The following is a 19825-nucleotide window of genomic DNA, read 5'->3' on the forward strand; positions in this document are numbered from 1 at the left end:
TTCTGGCGGACGCGGACGCGGACGGGGCGCGGCGATCAGATCGGTTCGGGGATCAACTGCGCGCCGGGATATCGCACGCCCGGATCGAAGATCACCGGCAGGCGCCCCGTGGGCGACGGGCTCCCCGGCGAAACGTCCTGGATCAGGTCGATATTATAGTCGACCAAGTCATGATACTGGGTGGTGCCGATGGGCGGCTTCACCTTCACCGCGAAGCGCGCATAGACGCAATCCGGGATGGGCGTCACGCTGCCCTGGCCCGCCGCGTCGTAATGCATGATGCCGCCATAGCGCAGCGCCGGAAACTTCTTCAGGTCGAATGCCGGCACCGTGTCGCTGAAGCGCATGTTCACCAGTTCGTGGAAGCCGATATAGACCCAGCTGTCGCCGTTCAGCACGATATCCAGCGGCTCTTCGCCCAGCGTGGGTTTCGCCGTCGCCGGCCTGGTGAGCATGAAGGCGTGCGCGTCCGCCTCTGCCGCGAAGATCTGCCCGGTGAAATATTCGAAGGCGAGGCTGACCGGGGTCGAAGCCGCGCCGATCGTCAGGCAGATATGGTCGGGCGTCGCGCTGAACCCGGTGGGCAGCGCGGCGGAAATGGGAATGTCGGTCATTCAATTGTCCCCTTGGTCGTCAAATCCGATAGCAGGCGTTCGACATGCTTGCCGCGATTGGCCCAGATCGCGTTGGCGGGATCGAACGCGCGCATCTCGGTGATGACCGTGCGCGCGCGGAGCAGCCGCGCCCGCGCCTCGGCCGCGCGACCCGTCTGCGCCTCTATCCTGGCGACGCTGAATGCCGTCACGACCGCAATCTCGCGCAGGTCCATGTTGCGCGGGTCGTCGGCGAGCAAGCGGTCGGTGATCTGCGCCTGCGCGAGATAGTGCGCCTCGGCTTCCTTCGGATCGCCCGCCATCAGCAGCGCGCCCGCCAGCCACGCGTGATAATTGCCCACCTGCACCATCACCGGGTCGACCTTGTCGGCCGGGGTGCGGCGCGCGGCATCCTGCATCAGTTCGAGCGCGCTGCGGCAGATGGCGACGCGCGCCTGCGCCGCGGCCTTCTTGTCCTCATGGCTCAACGTGCACAGATTGCCGTCCGCATAGGCGGCCTCCTGCCGATAGGTCGGGTTCGCGGGATCGATCGCGACGAGCCGCTGCGCGAGCCGGCGATAGGCCTCGAAATAGGCGCGCGCGGTTCGCAGGTCACTACGCTGGAGCGCTGCGAAGCCCAGCCAGAATTCGCTCTGGGCGTGGCCGAAGATGCGGTCCCTGTCGTCGGGCGCGCGCGCCAGCAGCGCCGCGGTGGCGCGGTGCGCCTCGCGCCATTTGGGCACCGCGCGGTCGAGATGCCCCGCCCGGTCCTCGTCGGCGCCCATCAGGTGGAGCAGCCGCGCGCGCCGCTCGATCGAATCGACGGGCAGCGCATCCAGATCCTGCGCGGCATAATAGGCATGCGCGCGATCGTTGACGGTGCCGAGCACGTCGAGCCGGCCGACGCCTTCCAGCTTGCCGCGCAGATCGGTCAGCATGAATTCCACCAGGCCCTCCGCGCGGTCGCGCTCCGCACTGGCCTGACGCTTCGCGTCAAACGCCACCACCGCGACCGCCGCGAAAATAAGCATGCCGAGCAGCGCAAGCAGCGTGACGGCTATCACGCGGCGCAGCCGGCGCTGCGCATCGCGCCGCACCAGCGCATCCAGCGGCACCCCGGCAATGCCGGCGACGAGCTTGAGCAGCCCGTAGCGCGCGCCGTCGCCGGCCGGGTTGAAATCCGCCGCGATCGGCTCGCCATCGCCGAACAGGTCGGCCAGGCAGGATGGATCGGCGCCCGGCACCAGCGCCGCCAGGATCGGGCGGCCGGGGGCGACCTCCTGGAACATCTCGATCTCGCGCCGCACCCAGCGTGACTGCGCCGCGGCGGGGGAGCACAGGATGATCAGGCTGGCGGCCTGGGTGAGCGCGCGGCCGACCTCTTCGCTGAGGTCGGCCGCGGCGGGAAGCTCTTCGCGGTCGCGAAAGATCGGCGCCAGCGTGGGCGGCAGCGGGCCGAGCGCGGTGGGCCGGCCGACGATCGCCCTGGGAATGCGCCAGGTTTCCAGCCGCCGGTGGAGCCGCGCGGCAAATCGCGCATCCCTATGGCTGTAGCTGAGAAACGCGCGATAGCGCGTGCCGATCACGGCCCGAGATGCGTCCATTTCTGCCACCCCCCCGAGCGCGTTCTGCAATGCGGTGGCACGCTCTCAGGAATCGTACCGCGATGCAATGGATATGCGTGCGCGTGACGGCCGTCACGCGCAAAGCCGGCTGCGAATCGCCAGATGGTCTGCACCGCATCGGGGCGAAAGGCCGTGCCCGACCGGGGAGATGGGGAGAATCATGATACCGTCCGACTTGACGCGCGAGGAAGAAGCCGGGTTGCGATCGGTGCTGCAATCGCTGGGTTTGCGCACCGATGGCGACATCGAGACCGTGGTTGCGGCGGCGCTGCCCGAATTGTTCGGACGATATTGGCCGATCGCGCGACGGATACTGGAAGCGATCATCGGCATCCCGATGATTCCGCAAGGCGTGCAGGACTGGCTGACCGGCTTGACGCGCTTTCTCGACATGATGTCGAAGCTGATCCGCCGCGGACCGACGCATTGAACGCATAAACCGTCGGCCCTTGTCCGTGGGGACGGGACGGGGCCGTGGTTTTCGTGGGGGGGGCGTGCACGGCAGCGTGCGATCGCCGGGGTCCGGAGCCCCGGGGGAGCGCCGCGCCGTGCCGCCTCTTCACCCCGTTTCGGGGTGTGCCCGGAGCGCCCGTGGCGTTGCGGTACGTGAGACCAGACCGTACCGAAACGCCGCGTGCCAATGGGAGGGTGGGTAAGGGGATCTCGGTTTCCCCTCTCCGGCGAGCAGACGCCGGGGAGGGGAAATTGCGTCGTTCCGATGGTTGTTTTCGCCGCGGTGTCGCACCGGATTTGCGGCGATGGCCACCAGACCATCGGTCATCCCGGCTCGAGACCGGGATGACCTGGAATGGGGCATGTCCGACGTCAGGCCCGCGGAGACGCGATGACGACCCTGACGCGATGACGATCCTACAGCGTGACCTTGCGCGGTTCGCTGGTTTCCGCGGCGTCGGGGCCGCGCACCTTGGCGGCGGTCATCAGCGCAGGTGCGCTCTTGAGGACGCCGCCGAGGCCATTCACCTGCAGGCCAAGCAGCGACCCCGCGGTCTTGAGCGAGCCGACGCGCGAGATCGTCTCCGGATTGGCGCTGGCGCTGCCGACCATGCCGCGGGCCTGGCCGGCAAGCTTCACGTCGCGCGCGAGGCCGATCAGGAGGTTGCCGACCGCCACCGAGATCAGATCCTTCTGCTTCTTGTCCGACGCCTGGTAGGCCGCCGAAACGTCCGCCGACAGATCCTTGCGTTCGTTGAGGACGGCCATGTCCTTCTTGAACTCGGCGGTGTGCGCGTTGAGTTCGCCGATCGACTGCGCGTTCTGCAGCGCGTCGATCTGCGCCTTGCGGCTCACCATCTGGGTGCGGTCGGTCACCGCCTGCGCGAGCAGCGCGGCGGAGATCATGACGTTCTTGGTGGAGAGCGTGGCGTTCTGCAGGAAGCCGTCCGGATCGGCGGCGGCGCTGCTGCCGGAGCCGCCGATGCCCAGCTTTTCCTTGGCGGCGCCCAGCGGGTTGAAGCCGCCGAACTGCGCGAAGCCCTGCGCGGGCAGCGAGAGCGCCAGGGTGGCGGCAAGCATCAATATGGTTTTCTTCACGAAAATACCCCTTCGTTGCAGATGATCAGTTGACGGGCTTGAGGGCGGCGGCGGCGCTGATCGCAAGCGGCAGCGCGTTGGCCATGAGATCCTGTTCGAGCATTGCGGAGCGGCTGGGCGCGGGCGTGCCCGCCGGCACCTCGGTGGGCGAGAGCATCGCCTCCAGCCCTTGCCCCGCGACCTTGGTGGCGCCGCGCATCAGCGTGTAGCCCACGGTCATGCCATATTGCGCGCCGCCCTTGCCGCGGCCGGGATCGAAGGCGATCACCGGGCGGAAGCATTGATCGGTGGTGACCGGCTGCGCCGGCGCGAAGCTGTCCCACCCCGCGAAATCGGTGCGGTAGCGCGCGAGCAGCCCGGGCAGGCCGGCGATCCGTACCGGCGCGGCGAACTGGCCCGCGAACGCGCTTTCGGCGGCGATCGACCACCAGCCCGCCGCCACCGATCCGCGATCGTCGACGGGGGCGGCGCACTGCACCAGCGCGCGGCGCGCGAGCAGCGGCTTGCCCGCCTGGTCGATCGCCACGACATCCTTCGCGCGCAGCGAGATCTTCGCGGCATCGGCGTTGACCGCGATCAGCCCGCCCTCCGCCAGCTCAACGGTGCGGACGAGGCCGACCGGCGCGAACACCGGCCCCTCGATGCCGGGCTTGCGCCCCTCGTTGCGCAGCACGACGAGCTGTGCGCCGAGCGGCAGCGCGCCGCCCTTGTCGGCGATGAGGATGCGGTCGGCGCCGGCCGTGGCGATCGGCAGCTGCAGCGGCTGCGGCTTGAACCTCGCCAGCTTGGCGGCGGCATCGATCAGCGCGTTGCGCACCACCGTGTCACGGCGCTGGTCGGGCGAGAAGCGGGTGTCGCCGGAAATCTGGTCGGTGATCAGCCCGGTGCCATGCGCCGAATAGACGACGCGGCCCGAGCGATCGACGAGATCGACGAACGCATCCGCCTGGTGCCGCTCGATGGTGACGCCGGGGATGTTGCTGGCGAACACCGCGGAAGGCAGCGGCACCACCGAGACGCGCGCGACATAATCGGGCAGCGCGCGCTGGCGGCCGGCCTCGGCACCCGCTTCGCCCACCGCCGCCGCGCGCAGCCGCGCAAAGCCGGGGGCGACGGGCATCGGCGCGAAGCCGCCGCCGGCGCCCAGCGCATCCTGCAGGATCTCGGTGAGGTAGAGGCGGCCATAGCCGCGCGGCATCCGATCGACCGCGACCAGCACCGAAGGCTTGGCGAGCAGCGCCACCGGCGTCACCGCGGTGCGCGTCAGCACCTGGCCTTCCCGATAGTCGCCGAGCAGCGGGCGGACGATCGCATAGCCGGCGCCGGCATAGGCGACCTCGCCCTCGGCGACATCGCTGCCCACCGACGCACCGGCGCGGATGCCCTGCGCACGGCCGCGATCGATCACATAGCCGGCATCGACCTTGCCGACGATCTTCGCCGACTGCGCATAGGGTTTCCACGCCGCCGCCGCCTCGGTGACCAGCGCCTGCATCGTCGCATCGAGATGCGCCGGCAGCTCGGCGCGAAGCCGCTGTTCGACCTGCGCGGTGGGATAGACGCCCTGGCCGACCGCGGAACGCGAGCGGGTGAACACCACCTCGCCGGTATCGGCATTGGCGATGTCGAGCGTCAGCGTGACCGGCAGGAAGCCGTCGCTGCCCGCCGCCTTGTCGACCCGCCACATCGTCGCGCGGGTAAGGCGCAGCGAGGCGATCAGGGTCGCCTTCAGGCGGGCGTTGGGGGTGGTGCCCGCCGGCAGCGACTGCGCGAACTTCGCCTCAGCGCCGGGGAAGCGCGCGAGCATCGCCTGCTGGAACCGCTCGGCAAGCGGCGCCTGCGCCGCCGCCACCGTCGCACAGAATTCGGGCGCGATCATCGCGGCCTCGAGCCCGGCCTCGGTGCCGCAGCTCTGCGCATCGAAGCCATAGACGCCGCGCACCGCCCACACATGCGGCGCCGAAACCTGCGCCGCGGCGGGGGAGGCGGCGGCAGCGGCCGTCACCGCCGCCGCCGTCGCCAGCAGAAGGCCGCCGCGCATCAGCGTGCCGAGCCGCAGCCGGAGAGGCAGAGCAGCACGCTGCGGCCGTTGGCGGTCGACTGCATGTTGGCGAAGCCGGGGCGCCCGCGCAGCTTCTGGTAGAGCGCGAGCTGCAGCGGCACCGATCCGGCGTAGCGCACGGTGAAGCGCATCTCGTTGCCCGCCTGCGAGACGAAGTTCTGGCTCTCCACGCCCTGCGTCGCCTGCAGCGCATCGAGGATGTCCGCCTGCATCGCCATGTCGAGCCGATCGGAGCGCAGGGTCAGCGCATAGTCGTTGAGCTGCTGGGTGTTCTGGCCGCGCGCCGCCTCCACATTGGCGATGCGGCGCCAGTAGTTCTGGATGCGCGGGCCTATCGAGGTGGCCGCGGCCAGCGCCAGCCGCTTGGCGACGACGCCCTCGCACAGTTCCGGCGTGGTCGCGCGTGCCTCTGCATTCACCGTGTCGCTGCCGATGTCGCGGCCGTCGGCGGTGGCGGAGGCGCTGGCGTCGAGCGTGCCGGTGCACACCGCCTCGCCCGTCGCCGGATCGCGGCCGGCATGGGTGATGTTCATCGTGCCGCCCATGAAGAAGGGGGCGTTGCGGCTCTGCAGGCTGTCGAGGAAGCCCTGGTAGCGGGCGTCGCGCTTGAGCATGTCGTAGCGCGGCGGCTGGCCGTCGAAATAGCCCGAGAGCGCCGCCCAGGAATCCGCGAAGGCGACGCCATAGTCGCTCAGCGACCCGCGCAGCGCCGCCATGCCGGTGTCCGCGGCGGAGCCCTGCGGCGGGCGCTGCCAGATGGTGTGGCGGCGATAGCGGACGCGATCATATTCGGACGCGCGCACGTCGCTCTTGCTCGCGCTGGCCTGGGACGTGCGCGCGGCGGCGGAGGCGCTGTTGGCATAGCCGCCCGCTTCGCGGCCCGAATAGCCCGGGCCGTCCTCCGCCGCGCCATAGCCGCCCGCGCTGCGCACGCTGACGCCGCTCGCCGACTTGCTCTGCGAGACCTGCGCGGATTGCGCGCTGATCGCGGCGCCCGAATCGCGCTGATAGTCGACCGTCTCCTCGACCGGGCGGGAATCGTCGCGCGCGGTGCCGGTGTTCTGGTCGAGCATCACGAAGATCAGGTAATTGTCGTTCATCGCGCGCTGCGACGAACTGTCGATGCCCTTGTTGGAGAGCAGCCCGCGGAACCAGGCGCCGTCGATATCGGCGGTGAAGCGCACGAAGAAGTCGTTGCCCTCGCGGCCGCTCTCGCGATCGGTGATCATCTCGGGGCGGATCTGCGCGGCGAGATCGTCGATCGTCGCCTGCGGCACCTCGGCCACGCGCGGCGCGCCGATCGTCGCCTCCAGCATCTGGACCACCACCGCGCGGCGCGCCTCGCGCTCGGCGCGGACGCGGATGGTTTCGACATCCTTCGACTTGCCGACCGGCACGGTGCCGGTGCCGCTGACGACCTCGGCGGAAAGCGGCGCTGCGGCGAGCAGCAGCGGAATCAACGACGCACGAGCGAGCTTGGTCATTTCGATATGTCCTGTGAAGGAAGGGGTGAGGACGGCCGGACGGCCGCCCGGGATCAGAACGGGATCAGAAGTCGCTGCCGAGATCGACGTCGCCGGCGCGGACGACATCGTCGCCGATCTCGACGTCGCCGGCGCGCATCGGCTTGAGCGGCTTGAGCGGTTCGAGCGGGGCGATGCCGCCGTCGCCGGCGGGTGAAGCGGCGCGGCGGCCCCCGCCCGCCGCGCGGGCGGTGGGCGCCGCGGTGGCGGCGACCTCGGGCGTGTCGGACACGGGCCGGTTGAGTCTCTGCGGAGCGGCGCGCCCGGCGATCGCGGTGAAGCGCACGGTGCGGCGGATCTCGTCGAACGCGGGATCGCGGAAGGTGGCGACGGTGCCCGGCAGCCCGGCGGCGATCGCCTTCTCCAGCGCGGTCACCGCGCGGTTCTCGTTGCCCAGCAGCGCCTCGGCGCGCGCCAGCTCGAACAGCACCTCGGGATCGTCGTCATGACGGATCGCCAGGGCCCGTGCCTGCTCCACCGCCACGCCATAATCATGCGCGACGATCGCCGAACGCACCTCCGCCAGCGCGGCCTTGGTATCGCCGGGCAGAAAGCTGCTCACCATCCCGCAGCCGGCCAGCAGCAGCGCCGAACACGGCGCGAGCCATCGCATACTCATCGAACCCCCTTGGGCGCTTAATCCTGCTCGGACGGCGGGTTACAACCGTAACGCGCCCGAGTCTGTGCAAAATATCACTTCATGTTGAGCGGGTTGCGGGTGGCGGCAGGGGGAGGGATGGGGGCGCCGGTTTCCGTCGTTCCGGGTATGGGGCGGGGTGATCGCAGGCGTCGCGACGCCGCACCTGTCGGGAGGGGGCGAGCGGCGGATCAAGCGCGCGCCGCCGAACGCAGGTTTCGGCAAACTGCCGCCGGTGCAACGACGATGGCGCACTCATCGCGCATGGCCCGGATCGTTCCTGCGACAACCGGTTCGCGTGGAGACCTGCATCCGTTCATTGCGATCGGCAGATCGCTTGCCGCGCCGCGCGCGGCGGTTCTGCGCGCCGTGCCCGCAGATGGTGTCGCCAAGGTCCGCGTCGCCGGGCAGCGCCGATCCTGCCTGGCGACGCGACCATCTGTGCGCGGCTGGACATGGGCCGGGAAGAGGCGGCCGCCGTGCATTACGGGGACACAATATAAAATTCTGATCAGAAGCCGGTGCAGGCTCCGATCGCGCCTATTTCGCATTGTGTCCCCGAAATATCTTGTGTCCCCGAAATATCCCGACGCTGGAGAGGCGCCGTATGTTGACCGATATGGTTAGTGGGGGCAATCTCGCGCCCGTGGGGCTGATATCGCCGCTTTGCATAATGGTCACTTAAATCTGTTATTTCATAGTACTGCATTGCGGTGGAAAAGATGAGGGGGATTAAATGAACGCGCTAAAGATGTTCTGCGCCGCATTATGCGTGATCTGTTCACAGTGTTTGACCCAGGCCGCGCATGCAAAATCGGAAACCGCCGTCTCTACGTGGATCGTTGAACCTCCTCAGATCACGTCTGAGCCTATCACGCTTACGAAGGGCGATTTTCTGCAGCGTGCACGATTGCTACCTATCGGGCTTATCGAACTGACTGCAGATGCCCACGTAGGTCCGAACGTCGACGATGTAATCCGTGCAGGTGAGCAACTCTTCGAGTTGGCGGGTGGGACGATGTATAGGCCAAGCCGGTCATCGGCCGGCGTATTTTGTCAAGTAAGAACATTTGATACGGAATCAAAAGGGCTGATAGGAAAAACAATAGTATCGTATAGGCATTGTCTCGTCGATCGCGAACGGGACGGCCAGATCGACGATGCTGTTCTAGCTTTCTCATGTCCATACGATATTCCGATTGTCGGGGTAAAGGTGCCTAGCGGCCCGCCAACACTTGCGGGACCAACCTACCGTCGTCTATCTATCAAAGAGTTTCGCGATGGGCCGATGGTCGGCATTGCATTTGGCGGGATTGCGCTCTTGGATGGCGATCCGCGGTTCATCCGGGCTTTCGGTTCTGGGAACCCGATCCCGCTTTTTGGCGAAAAGCACAGTCGATCGGGCGATGATCCCGGCCAGCGAACTTCCTTTGGTGCGGCTTTTACGATACTGCGCGTTGAGGAGCAGACGGTTACGATCCGCAACGACAGGCCGATTCCCGTGCAGCCGTTTGGAATCATCCGCACAGGCCCTTGCAAGCGCTGATATGCCGAGATCGGCACTGTTCTTCGTAAAACGGGGTGTGCTTTGCGCCAAGAACCGCCCGCCCGCGCGCTTCCAGCCCCGTCTAGAAGCGGACATGGCATTACGGGGACACAATATCAAACGCCGGTCAGAAGCCGCTGCAGGCTTCGATCGCACCTATTTCATATTATGTCCCCGAAATATCCTGAAACGTCAAGGTCAAAAGAATGCTTAAGACTCTTGCAGGCATCGTTGGCGCAACGATGCTCGTTCTCCCTTCTTCTGCTCAGAAACCGGCCATCCCACAAGCGCGTGAATCAATCGCTAGCCCCGCTGAGGCGGCTTCTTCTGCCATCGCGCTTTGCGAGAGCTCCGTAACGACTGGAAAAATGATCGGGAAATTTAAAACTGATGTTTACACCGAATATGAGGTTGCAAGTAGAGTAAAGAAAATTGCCGACTTGCCTGCACTGGTGACAAGATTCATTTTGACAAACGGCAATGGAGCTCATCCGAGCTTGGTGTTGAATATTCTGACACAGGGAGGGGGTGTCTGGGCAATCCCACGGCGGGGCCAAGCATCCTGTGATATCTTGATCACTGGATTTCACGACAGGTCATTCGAGAGCCAAATGCTGTCAGGTTTTTCGACATCGGCTGGGTGGCAAGTCGTCGACAGAGGATCTAAAGATCCCTCTGCACATCTTAAACAATACTATTTTATCAAGCGAATGCCCAATGCTGAATCTGATGCTTTCGGCGTTCTAGTGGATTGATTCCAACGTTTGGTGCCCGCGCCTGACGGCAGCGATAATGTGATCGGGATCAGCCTTCCATACAAACGGCCTGGGTTCCTGATTATGCTCTTTGATGAAGCGGTTGATGGCGGCCTGGAGATCGACGACGGAGCAGAAGACGCCGTTCTTCAGGCGCCGGCGGGTCAGCTTGGCGAAGAAGCCCTCGACGGCGTTCAACCAGGAACACGACGTAGGCACAAAGTGGAAAGTCCAGCGCGGATGCCGGGCGAGCCAGGCGCGAACCTTCGGCTGTTTGTGGGTGGCGTAGTTGTCAAGGATGACGTGGACGGCCTTGTCTGACGGCAGTTCGGCCTCGACCGCGTTCAGGAAGCGGATGAACTCCTGGTGCCGATGCCGCTGCATGTTGCGCCCGATCACCGAGCCGTCGAGGACGTTCAGCGCCGCGAACAACGTGGTCGTCCCGTTGCGCTTATAATCATGCGTCATGGTCGCCCCCCGGCCGCGCTTGAGTGGCAACCCCGGCTGTGTGCGGTCGAGCGCCTGGATCTGGCTCTTCTCGTCCACCGACAGCACGATCGCGTGCGCCGGCGGCGAGACGTAGAGGCCGACCACGTCGTGCAGCTTCTCGGCAAACGCCTTGTCGTTGGACAGCTTGAAGCTGCGCCAGCGATGCGGCGCGAGGCCGTGGTCGTGCCAGATCTTCACGACCGAGGACGCTGCGATGCCCGCCGCCTTGGCCATCGCGCGCACCGTCCAGTGCGTCGCCTCCTGAGCCGGCGCCTCGAGCGTCAACGCCACAACCTTGTCGACGAGCGTCGTCTCGAGCGGCGCGATGCCAGGGGGGCGGGTTTTGTCGCGGAGCAGGCCATCGACACCTTCGGCCATGTACCGCTCCTGCCAGCGCCACACGCACGTTTTCGACTTGCCCGTCTGCGCCATGATCGCAACGGTGCCCAGCCCATCATCCGTCAAAAGGACGATCCGCGCGCGCCATACATGCTTCTGGGGCGACCCACGGGCCGAAACGAGAGCTTCAAGCCGCGCCCGATCCGGTGCCGTGACGACGAAGGTGATACCACTACGCATACCGACTCGTCGCACAATGTCGCGCTCAGCGGAATCCACAAAACGGACTCTTCCGTTCCGATCAATCCACTAGCACATGTTAGGAGCCTTGGCACTGATGCTGCGACCTCTGACGGTGTCCAAATGGACGTCAACATGATTGCAGGCGCTATCCAGTTGCCGTCATCCGATCGCACGGGCTTATCAAAGCCTCAATAAACGAGATTACATTATAGAACGTGACCAATGCCTAAAGTTTGCGACAGACCCAGTTGCCGGTTGGACGTCCGCTTCGCGCCAGAACCTGCTGCCGCGTAAGCGTCTACCCTTGAATGTCGACGTCAGGAGCGGACGATATTGCCAACGTTGCCGTGAATCGCGCTCATTATGTTTGGCCGACGCATGGCGCTAGTCAGTTTCACGCTTTTCGGCTTTGCGAACGAACTCGACTGTCTCGACTTCGATCTCGCGCCAGTAGCGACCGCAGGTTTTCTTGTAGCTCATGCTGAACTCGAGGCCGTCAACGAAGTGATCATGGCGACATCCCGGAATTGGCACCTCGCCATCGGCATCGCACGAGATGACGGTCGCACCATTTTCGAGCTGATCAGTGTTCAAGAGGCAGACGAAGTCCCTAGTCGGCGAAATTGAGCGTGGATCGACCTTGAGGCAGTTGAGGCCATTCCATCGAATTGGCGCTTTGGGCTTGAGCGTGTAACTGAGATAGTTGTCGATTTTGCGTTGAGCATACGCTTGAAGTGTATCGCCTGGATAGGCCTCCCCCAGAAGCAGTCGCGTTCCAACGTGAACCGGCGTCCCGCTAGGCGTGTAGGTTCGGCATTCCTTCTCACGCTCTCGGCTGGACGGGATTTCCAGCAAGATCGCACTTGGCATATTGGGACGTGGGTCCGGTGGACTATCAACCATTGTCAACGGGAAGCAATATGTGCGGTCAGCAATTCTCTGGCACGCTTTGGTCCCTTCGATTCGCCACCCGTGGTTTGCAGTGACGTCTCGTGCTGCTTGCGATCCATCGCAACTGGCGCACAACGGCATAGCGAGAAAAACGCCCACCAAGCGCCAATTTAGGGCTGACAAAATTAAGCCTAGACGCATCGTCCGAGACTGTCCGATGCGTTGAAGGCGGTCAAGACTGATCGTCCCCTGGTTCGGCGGACACGCCGGTTTTCCCGTCATGCTCTGCTCGGCTTGTTCGGTGCGAGATAGCCGAGTGCATGCGGTGCCGGTTGTGATAGCCTTCGATTTATCCAACATTGCTTGCCTCGCTTCTGCATGCGTCGCCCATCGAATTCAATGTCAGCAAATCGTTCGCCATCGCTCGAGCCTAGGGCCGCAGGATCCAGTCGGCCGCGCCCCATCCGCTGGTCACGGCGATATGGCTGTCGATCTGCATTTCGAGCAGCGCGGCGCGTCCCGGCTGCCCACCGGCGATCGGTAGAATCCGGCTCTGCTCGTTTAGCGTAAGACCGCCGCCCTCGCGCATGCCCTCCCGCGGGCCCGCCTTGGGACTAGCACAAGGAGCATGACTGATCGGGCGAACGTCCGCAATTGAGCGCCAACCGCCGCACCACATTCGCCGCACCCGATGTCCGCTTTGCGCCAGTTCCGGTCGACCAGCGCTGCTCGGGCCGTGCCTGGAAGCTCACGCTCAGGTTGACGGCCGCGTCAATTACAGCTTCCCTGCAGTCCATGCTCCTTGAGGTGGGCGCGGCGCGTTTTTGAGGCGCGTGGCCGCACGGTGCCGACGAGCCAATTCTGGCCGTCATTTGCCGGGATGCCGATGCCGATACGGACCGGCGATCGGCACGCCCCGAACGGATTGGGTAGACGCATCGCCGATCAGCCGGCCGCAATGCAAGGCGGATATCAGCCGCAACGCCACCTGAGCGCATCGGCGAGCGCACGCAGCGCGGGCGTCACCTGACGGCTGGGATAATATAGGAACAGCCCGGGGCCGACCGGGCAATATTCGTCCAGCACCTTGATCAGTCGCCCGTCGGCGACCTCCTCGGCGACGTCGCTCTCCCACATATAGCCCAGCGCCATGCCCGCGCGGACGGCGGCGGACGCCACCGTCTCGTCATTGACGATCAATTGTCCGCCGGGGCGGCATCGAACATCGCGGCCGTCCCGTTCGAACTCCCACGGCAACAACCCGCCGCCGACCATGCGATAGTTGGCGCAATTATGGGTTTCCAGTTCCTCGGGCACCAAGGGGCGCGGATGTCGCGCGAAATATTCGGGCGTGCCGACCACCACCGTGCGGAGGTCCGGGCCCACCCGCACCGCGACCATGTCCCGCTCGACGCTCTCCCCCAGCCGGATGCCGGCGTCATAACCTTCCGCGACCAGATCGACCAGGCGGCTGTCGACGTTCACTTCGACCGAGACGTGCGGGTGATCGATCAGGAACTGCGGCAGCTTCGCCGCCAGGATCATGCGGCCGGCGGACGAGAAGGTGGTCAGCCGAATACGCCCGGATGGCTCTCCGCGCCAATCGGCCAGCGCCGACAGGCCGCGCGCGACCTCCGCCAGCGCGGGGTCGAGCGAGCGCAGCAAGCGCTCGCCCGCCGGCGTCGGCGCAACGCTGCGGGTTGTGCGGGCCAGGAGCCGCACGCCCAGGCGCTGCTCCAGCCCTCGCATGGCATGGCTCAGCGCCGACGGTGAAAAGCCGAGTTCGGCCGCGGCGCGCGTGAAGCTGCGGGTCCGCGCCACTGTCGCGAACGCCGCCAGATCATCCAGTTCGCCACGCTTCATTGCTGCAAATCCTTCACAAACCCATGCGGCGAACACCCGCTAATAACACCGACCGTCCGGCACTACCTGCTGATCCATCGCAGGAGATGCAACGATGAGCCTCACCAATTACCGAACCCTTGGCCGCTCCGGACTGGTCGTCAGCCCGCTTGCGCTCGGCACCATGACCTTCGGGGCCGGCCGCTGGGGTGCCGACGAAGCGGCCGCGCGCGCGATCTTCGACGCCTATGTCGGCGCCGGCGGCAATTTTCTCGACACCGCCGACGTCTATTCCGGCGGCGAGAGCGAGGCGATGCTGGGGCGCTTCCTCGCCGAGACGGGCGCGCGCGACCGGCTGGTGATCGCCACCAAGTCGGGTTTTCCCCGCCGTCAGGACACGCCGCTCGCCGGCGGCAACGGCGTGCGCAACATCCGTGACGGCATCGAGGGGTCGCTGGGGCGGCTGGGCATCGACTTCATCGACCTCTACTGGACGCATGTGTGGGATCGCACGACACCGCCCGAGGAAGTGCTCCGGGCGCTGACCGACGCGGTTGGTCGCGGCGACATTCTCCACTACGGCTTCTCGAACGCCCCCGCCTGGTATGTCGCGCAGATCGCGACGCTTGCCCGCGCGCACGGCCTGCCGCAGCCGATCGGACTGCAATATTCCTATTCGCTCATCGATCGCGGCGTGGAACTGGATCTCATCCCGGCGGGCAGGGCGCTCGGCCTGGGGCTGGTGGCGTGGAGCCCGCTCGCCGCGGGGATGCTCACCGGAAAATATGGCCGCGAGAAACTGGCCGATGCCGGCCCCGCCGGCAGCCTGCCCAACCGCTCTGCCGAGACGCGGGAGGGCGGCAGCGACGGGCGGCTGAACGGCGATAATCCCTATGGCGGCATGTTGTTCACCGAAGACAATTTCGCCATCGTGGAGGTGCTGAGGACGGTTGCGGCGGAGATCGGTCGCCCGATGGCGCAGGTTGCGCTGGCATGGGTGGCTCGCCGGCCGGGGCTTTCGGCGGTTCTGATCGGCGCCAGCCGCGTGGCGCAGGTCGAGGAGAACATCGCCTCGCTCGACATCGTCATCTCGCCGGAGCAACAGGCGCGGCTCGATGCCGCCGGTGCGCCGCCGATGCTCAACCCCTACTTCATCTTCGACCTGCCGCGGGACCGCATCTTCGGCGGCCATGCCGTGGAGGCCTGGACATCGGCCGGAACCTGACGATCCGCCCCGCTATCTCGTCGGGTCCGCCTTTCGGTCGATGCGGATGAACAGCGCGCTGGCGGATCCATGCCAAGTGCGAACCTTCGCGGTCGGGTGACCGCGATCCTGAACGAACGGCGGCGTTGCGGGAATATGCGCCGGGCGTCGCAGCGTCGCGCCAGTAAATCGTCCTCATCTCCGGTCGTTGCCGGTGCCGGGCAGGGGCGTGTCGGCGATCAGTCGGCCCGCAGCACCCGGTTGCCCGCGCCGGTCGCCTGAACCTTCACCCTGGCGTCCTTAGGCGCGGTCCAGCGAACGCGATTGCTGGCGCCGACCAGCGTGATCGTGCCGCCGGGCGCCATATCGACCTGGATGGTGTTGGATGCGCCTTCGACCTCGAGGGCGGTGCAGCCCCCGGAGATCGACACCTCGTTGCTCGCGCCTTCGATGCGCAGGCTGCCGCCGTCGCAATCCAGCGCCGTGCGCTGGCCGGCGCCGCTGAACGTCTGGTCCGCCTCCGCGCGTGCGGGCGTCGCAATCACCATCGCCGCGACGATTGCCAATCCGGTGTTGCGCATCATTCGCCTCCTGCCCGTTGCGGGCATTGGCCAACGCCTTCCCGGCGCGTCGGTTCCGGCGGCGCGAGGAGGGGACTGCGGATGCGTCACCCCGTCGGCCGCCCCCGCCGCGCCGCCACCGCCTGGCTGACGCGCCGGCCGAGCGCGGCGGAAAGATCGCGCGCGGCATAGGGCGAGCCGCTTGCCTGCGCGGCGGGTGCGCTGTGGTCGATCGCGGTGGCCAGCCGGTCGATCGCGGCGCGGCCGTCGCTGCGCCACGCACGGCATTCGGCCGCGTCGAGCGCGATCAGCCACGAATAGCCGACGGCGCCATGGTTGCAGTTGACGTCGAGATAATAGTGCCCGTCCTGTTCCAGCAGGAACCAGTGATGCGGGGCGTGATCGACGACGGTCATGGCGGCCATGGCGCGCTCAACCGCCGCGCACCGCCGCGAACGCCATGGCCACGGCGAGCGGTCCCAACGAGACCAGCGCGAGCGACGGAAGCGCCCATCGGCTCGCGCGCGCATAGAGGATGACCGAAAGGACCAGAAAGCCGGGGAGCGATGCGGCGTAGACGCGGAATCCCCATGCGTTCCGGGCAAAGCAGGCCTCGATCTCGGCCTGCGTGTTGCTGAGCTGGCACTCGTTCATCGCGAACGGAAACGCGAAGATGAGCGCCGGCACCAGCGCGACGATCGCGAGCAACCAGAATATCACGTGCCGCATCGCCCAAGCCTTCTTCGCCGAATGGATGTCGCAGGTGCTTCAACGTCCGCTGCCGGGCGCAGGTTTCAGGCGCACCTGATGGGGTTTCGGCAAGGCTGCGCGCGCCGGGAACTGTGGAGAGATTTGTATCCCTACTGAGTCAGAAGAAGGGGGGATTCGGTACCGGCGCAGATGTGATAGGCTCGGTGATTCAAACTGAGCTGGAGGGTCGGGATGGAGGGTCGCTGGACGGAGGAGATTGAAGCGCGTTTTGACGCTTATGTCGATCGTCTTGTGAAAGTGATCGGGCATGCGGACCGAGCCGAACCGTTGAGGGATTATTGCACGGGACTGCTGCTTCCCGTGGAGCGCAAGAGCGTGGAGCCGCTGGCGGCGGTGGTTCGGCCTGACCGGGTATCGGCGAAACACCAGTCGCTGCTGCATTTCGTGGGTCAGGGCGGCTGGTCGGACGAGGCGCTGATGGCGTGTGTCCGCGAGCAGGTTCTGCCGGTGGTGGAGCGCGACGGCCCGGTCGAGGCCTGGATCATCGACGACACGGGCTTTCCCAAGAAGGGGAAGCATTCGGTCGGCGTGGCGCGGCAATATTGCGGACAACTCGGCAAGACCGAGAACTGCCAGGTGATGGTCAGCCTGTCGTTGGCGACCGAGACGGCGAGCCTGCCGGTTGCGCACCGGGGTTTCGCACAGAGTTTGGTATTATGTCCCCGAAACCGATGTTCCCGAAACCGAGAATGTTTCCGGCCCGCTTCAGGAACCGGCCAGCGGATCCCCGCCGCGTTGCGGAGCGGGCTCCAACCCTGCACCCTCGTGCCGTTTTGCCCGCGGTACCGCCACCAGCACCCCCAGCGCGCACAATGCCGCGACGATGGCGATCGCGAACACCACGCCCGGGAAGCGGAACGGCGCCTCCGCGCTCGTGAACCACGCCAGTGCCGGGCTGTAGGCGATCGGCGCCACGATCGCGCCCAGCGACATCAGGCTGCCGCCGAACCCCTGCAGTTCGCCCTGCCGGTCCGCCGGCACGCGGCGCGACAGCATCGCCGAGAGCGCGGGCTGGACGACCGATTGCAGCGCCACCACCGCCATCGCCGGGAAGGCCATCCAGCCCTGCGGGATCAGCATGAACAGCGCGAAGCCTATGATGGCGCCGACGATACCGATCTCCGCGGTGCGCCGTTCGCCCACCGCCGCGACGATCCGGCCGGTCAGCCCCACCTGCACGATCACCATCGTCAGGCCGACGAAAGCGAGCGAAGCACCGATCATCAGGCTCGACCAGCCGAAGCGCACGATCGCGAACCACGACCAGGCGGTGGGGTAGACGAGGCTGGCGAGCTGCCAGAGGAAATAGACCGCCGCGATCGGCAGCAGCCCGGGAATGGCGGAAAAGGAGATCAGCGCCCCCAGCGGATTGGCACGCTTCCAGTCGAAGCGCCGGCGAAGTGCCGGCGGCAGCGTTTCCGGGAAGAAGAACAGCCCGTAGAGCAGGTTGAACGCGGCGAGCGCCGCCGCGGCATAGAAGGGCGCACGCGGGCCGAAGACGCCGAGCAGTCCGCCGACCGCGGGTCCTGCGATGAAGCCGATGCCGAACGCCGCGCCGATATAGCCGAACAGCTTCGCGCGATCGGCCGGCGCCGTGGTGTCCGCGATCGCCGCCTGCGCCGGGCCATAGGTTCCGCCGAACACGCCCGCCAGCGCGCGGCCGACGAACAGCCAGGCGAGCGTCGGCGCGAATGCCATCAGCACATAATCCACGGCATAGCCGGCGAGCGCGCCCAGCAGGACCGGGCGCCGCCCGAAGCGGTCGGCGAGGTTGCCGATCGCCGGCCCCAGCAGGAACTGGAACAGGGCGTAGAGCAGCGCCAGCCAGCCGCCGATCCGCGTCGCTTCGGCAAGCCCGACCTTGCCCACCGTCATCACCAGATCGGGCAGGACGGGAATGACGATGCCGAAGCCGATCGCGTCGATCAGGATCGTCACCAGCACGAAGCGAACGGCGGGGGAGGGCGCGGACATCGCGGTTGATAAGCGGTGCGCGATGGGCGACGTCAATCGGCGGATTGCGGCTGAGCGGCGGGGACGCGAAAAGATGATCAACCGGCTGGCGATTGCAGGGTATCGGTCGTTGCGCGACATCGTCGTGGAACTCGGCGCGCTCACCATCGTCACCGGCGCGAACGGCGTCGGCAAGTCCAGCCTCTATCGCGCGCTGCGGCTGCTCGCGGAAATCGCGCAGGGGCGCGCCATCGCCTCGCTGGCGGCGGAGGGCGGGCTGCAATCGACCTTGTGGGCGGGCCCCGAAAAGTTCAGCCGGGCGATGGTCGAGGGCAAGCAGCCGGTGCAGGGCACCCGGCGATCGGCGCCGGTCGCGCTCAGGCTCGGCTTCTCCGCCGATGATTATGGCTATGCGATCGACCTCGGGCTGCCGATCCCGTCGCTGTCGCGTTTCGCGCAGGATCCCGAGATCAAGGCGGAGGCGGCTTGGACGGGGCCGATCATCGGCCGTGCGAACGTCTTCGCGGAACGGCGCGGCGGTCATATGCGCCTGCGCAGCCTCGTGGATGGCCGCTGGCGCGACCTCGACCACCCGCTTGCCAGTCATGACTCCATGGTTACGCATGCCGCCGATCCGCGCGAGGGGCTCGACCTGCTCCTCCTCAGGGAGCGGATGCGGGGCTGGCGCTTCTACGACAATCTCCGCACCGATCGCGACGCGCCCGCGCGGCGCGCGCAGGTCGGTACCTACACGCCGGTGCTGGCGGGTGACGGCAGCGATCTCGGCGCCGCGATCCAGACGATCATCGAGGTGGGCGAGGGCGAGACGCTGGGCGAGACCATCGCCGACGCGTTCGACGGCGCCACCCTGGCGGTGGGGGATCGCTTCACCGTCGAGATGCGGCAACACGGGCTGTTGCGTCCGCTCGATGCCGCAGAGCTTTCGGACGGCACCCTGCGCTACATCCTGCTCGCCGCGGCTTTGCTCTCGCCGCGCCCGCCCGAACTGATGGTGCTCAACGAGCCCGAGGCGAGCCTGCATCCGGACCTGCTGGCCCCGCTCGCGCGGCTGCTGGTGTGCGCGGCGCGGACGACGCAGATCGTCGTGGTGTCGCATGCCGCGGCGCTGGTCGAAGCACTGGCGGCCGCGGGCGATATCCGTTCCATCCGCCTCGCGAAACGTCTCGGCGAAACCATCGTCGACGATGCGGCGCCGGCGTGGTGCTGGCCCTCACGTTAAT

Annotated in this window: 19 protein-coding genes and 1 pseudogene; 6 read left to right on the forward strand and 14 right to left on the reverse strand. The window is 66.6% G+C overall.

Annotated features, from left to right (window positions below; genetic code table 11):
- Positions 1-35: 35 nt before the first annotated feature.
- A complete protein-coding gene (locus NX02_RS02970; RefSeq protein ID WP_025290706.1) occupies positions 36-614 on the reverse strand; it encodes a hypothetical protein in 579 nt (192 codons plus the stop codon).
- Complete coding sequence (locus NX02_RS02975; protein WP_025290707.1) at positions 611-2197, reverse strand: TIR domain-containing protein; 1587 nt, start codon at positions 2195-2197, stop codon at positions 611-613. Before NX02_RS02975 ends, NX02_RS02970 begins: the two co-directional genes overlap by 4 nt.
- 181 nt (positions 2198-2378) lie before the next feature.
- Between NX02_RS02975 and NX02_RS02980 the strand changes: the two genes are divergently transcribed.
- Entirely contained in the window at positions 2379-2648 is a 270-nt protein-coding gene (locus NX02_RS02980) for a hypothetical protein (protein ID WP_158013874.1), read from the forward strand.
- Between the two features lie 440 nt (positions 2649-3088).
- Here NX02_RS02980 and NX02_RS02985 read toward each other — a convergent pair whose 3' ends face one another.
- The 4 genes from NX02_RS02985 to NX02_RS30520 all read right to left on the reverse strand — a co-directional run bounded on the left by NX02_RS02985 (position 3089) and on the right by NX02_RS30520 (position 7973).
- The gene (locus tag NX02_RS02985; RefSeq protein ID WP_158013875.1) at positions 3089-3769 is read right to left on the reverse strand and encodes a hypothetical protein; all 681 of its coding nucleotides are present in this window, start codon (positions 3767-3769) and stop codon (positions 3089-3091) included.
- A 25-nt stretch (positions 3770-3794) separates the two neighbouring features.
- Entirely contained in the window at positions 3795-5810 is a 2016-nt protein-coding gene (locus NX02_RS02990; protein ID WP_025290710.1) for a hypothetical protein, read from the reverse strand.
- Positions 5810-7315 carry a hypothetical protein gene (locus NX02_RS02995; RefSeq protein WP_039996375.1) on the reverse strand — a complete coding sequence of 502 codons (1506 nt, stop codon included), beginning with the start codon at positions 7313-7315 and terminating at the stop codon, positions 5810-5812. The genes NX02_RS02990 and NX02_RS02995 overlap by 1 nt, the downstream gene beginning before the upstream one ends.
- A gap of 64 nt (positions 7316-7379) precedes the next feature.
- The gene (locus NX02_RS30520) at positions 7380-7973 is read right to left on the reverse strand and encodes a tetratricopeptide repeat protein (RefSeq protein WP_158013876.1); all 594 of its coding nucleotides are present in this window, start codon (positions 7971-7973) and stop codon (positions 7380-7382) included.
- A gap of 754 nt (positions 7974-8727) precedes the next feature.
- Between NX02_RS30520 and NX02_RS32075 the strand changes: the two genes are divergently transcribed.
- Positions 8728-9537: a hypothetical protein gene (locus tag NX02_RS32075; protein WP_158013877.1), complete on the forward strand. Its 810-nt coding sequence runs from the start codon at positions 8728-8730 to the stop codon at positions 9535-9537.
- 206 nt (positions 9538-9743) lie between these two features.
- The gene (locus NX02_RS32080; protein ID WP_158013878.1) at positions 9744-10292 is read left to right on the forward strand and encodes a hypothetical protein; all 549 of its coding nucleotides are present in this window, start codon (positions 9744-9746) and stop codon (positions 10290-10292) included.
- Here NX02_RS32080 and NX02_RS03010 read toward each other — a convergent pair.
- The 4 genes from NX02_RS03010 to NX02_RS03020 form a co-directional block, all read right to left on the reverse strand.
- Positions 10281-11360: an IS630 family transposase gene (locus NX02_RS03010; protein WP_025290714.1), complete on the reverse strand. Its 1080-nt coding sequence runs from the start codon at positions 11358-11360 to the stop codon at positions 10281-10283. The genes NX02_RS32080 and NX02_RS03010 overlap by 12 nt on opposite strands.
- 387 nt (positions 11361-11747) lie before the next feature.
- Positions 11748-12233: an immunoglobulin domain-containing protein gene (locus NX02_RS32085; RefSeq protein ID WP_158013879.1), complete on the reverse strand. Its 486-nt coding sequence runs from the start codon at positions 12231-12233 to the stop codon at positions 11748-11750.
- A gap of 451 nt (positions 12234-12684) precedes the next feature.
- Positions 12685-12843, reverse strand: a complete 159-nt coding sequence (locus NX02_RS32090) for a hypothetical protein (protein WP_158013880.1) — start codon at positions 12841-12843, stop codon at positions 12685-12687.
- A 383-nt stretch (positions 12844-13226) separates the two neighbouring features.
- The gene (locus tag NX02_RS03020; RefSeq protein ID WP_025290716.1) at positions 13227-14117 is read right to left on the reverse strand and encodes a LysR family transcriptional regulator; all 891 of its coding nucleotides are present in this window, start codon (positions 14115-14117) and stop codon (positions 13227-13229) included.
- 94 nt (positions 14118-14211) lie between these two features.
- Here NX02_RS03020 and NX02_RS03025 point away from each other — a divergent pair, with 94 nt between their 5' ends.
- Positions 14212-15321, forward strand: coding sequence for an aldo/keto reductase (locus NX02_RS03025; RefSeq protein ID WP_025290717.1), 1110 nt, complete (start codon positions 14212-14214; stop codon positions 15319-15321).
- A 218-nt stretch (positions 15322-15539) separates the two neighbouring features.
- Here the strand turns inward: NX02_RS03025 and NX02_RS33230 are convergent, their stop codons facing one another.
- The 3 genes from NX02_RS33230 to NX02_RS03040 all read right to left on the reverse strand — a co-directional run bounded on the left by NX02_RS33230 (position 15540) and on the right by NX02_RS03040 (position 16568).
- Positions 15540-15884: a DUF3060 domain-containing protein gene (locus NX02_RS33230; protein WP_025290718.1), complete on the reverse strand. Its 345-nt coding sequence runs from the start codon at positions 15882-15884 to the stop codon at positions 15540-15542.
- 83 nt (positions 15885-15967) lie between these two features.
- Positions 15968-16285: a hypothetical protein gene (locus NX02_RS03035; protein WP_211258275.1), complete on the reverse strand. Its 318-nt coding sequence runs from the start codon at positions 16283-16285 to the stop codon at positions 15968-15970.
- A 7-nt stretch (positions 16286-16292) separates the two neighbouring features.
- Positions 16293-16568: a hypothetical protein gene (locus tag NX02_RS03040; protein WP_162232655.1), complete on the reverse strand. Its 276-nt coding sequence runs from the start codon at positions 16566-16568 to the stop codon at positions 16293-16295.
- A gap of 234 nt (positions 16569-16802) precedes the next feature.
- On the opposite strand from NX02_RS03040, the pseudogene NX02_RS33500 reads away from it, so the two are divergent.
- Positions 16803-17264 (forward strand): annotated as a pseudogene (locus NX02_RS33500) (IS701 family transposase); the annotation flags it as partial.
- A gap of 72 nt (positions 17265-17336) precedes the next feature.
- Here the strand turns inward: NX02_RS33500 and NX02_RS32100 are convergent.
- Entirely contained in the window at positions 17337-18605 is a 1269-nt protein-coding gene (locus NX02_RS32100) for a TCR/Tet family MFS transporter (RefSeq protein ID WP_025290721.1), read from the reverse strand.
- Positions 18606-18627: 22 nt separating this feature from the next.
- Between NX02_RS32100 and NX02_RS03050 the strand changes: the two genes are divergently transcribed.
- Positions 18628-19824 carry an AAA family ATPase gene (locus tag NX02_RS03050; protein ID WP_245648754.1) on the forward strand — a complete coding sequence of 399 codons (1197 nt, stop codon included), beginning with the start codon at positions 18628-18630 and terminating at the stop codon, positions 19822-19824.
- The last annotated feature ends 1 nt before the right edge of the window (position 19825 follow it).

This window comes from Sphingomonas sanxanigenens DSM 19645 = NX02 (assembly GCF_000512205.2).
Lineage (GTDB): Bacteria > Pseudomonadota > Alphaproteobacteria > Sphingomonadales > Sphingomonadaceae > Sphingomonas_D > Sphingomonas_D sanxanigenens.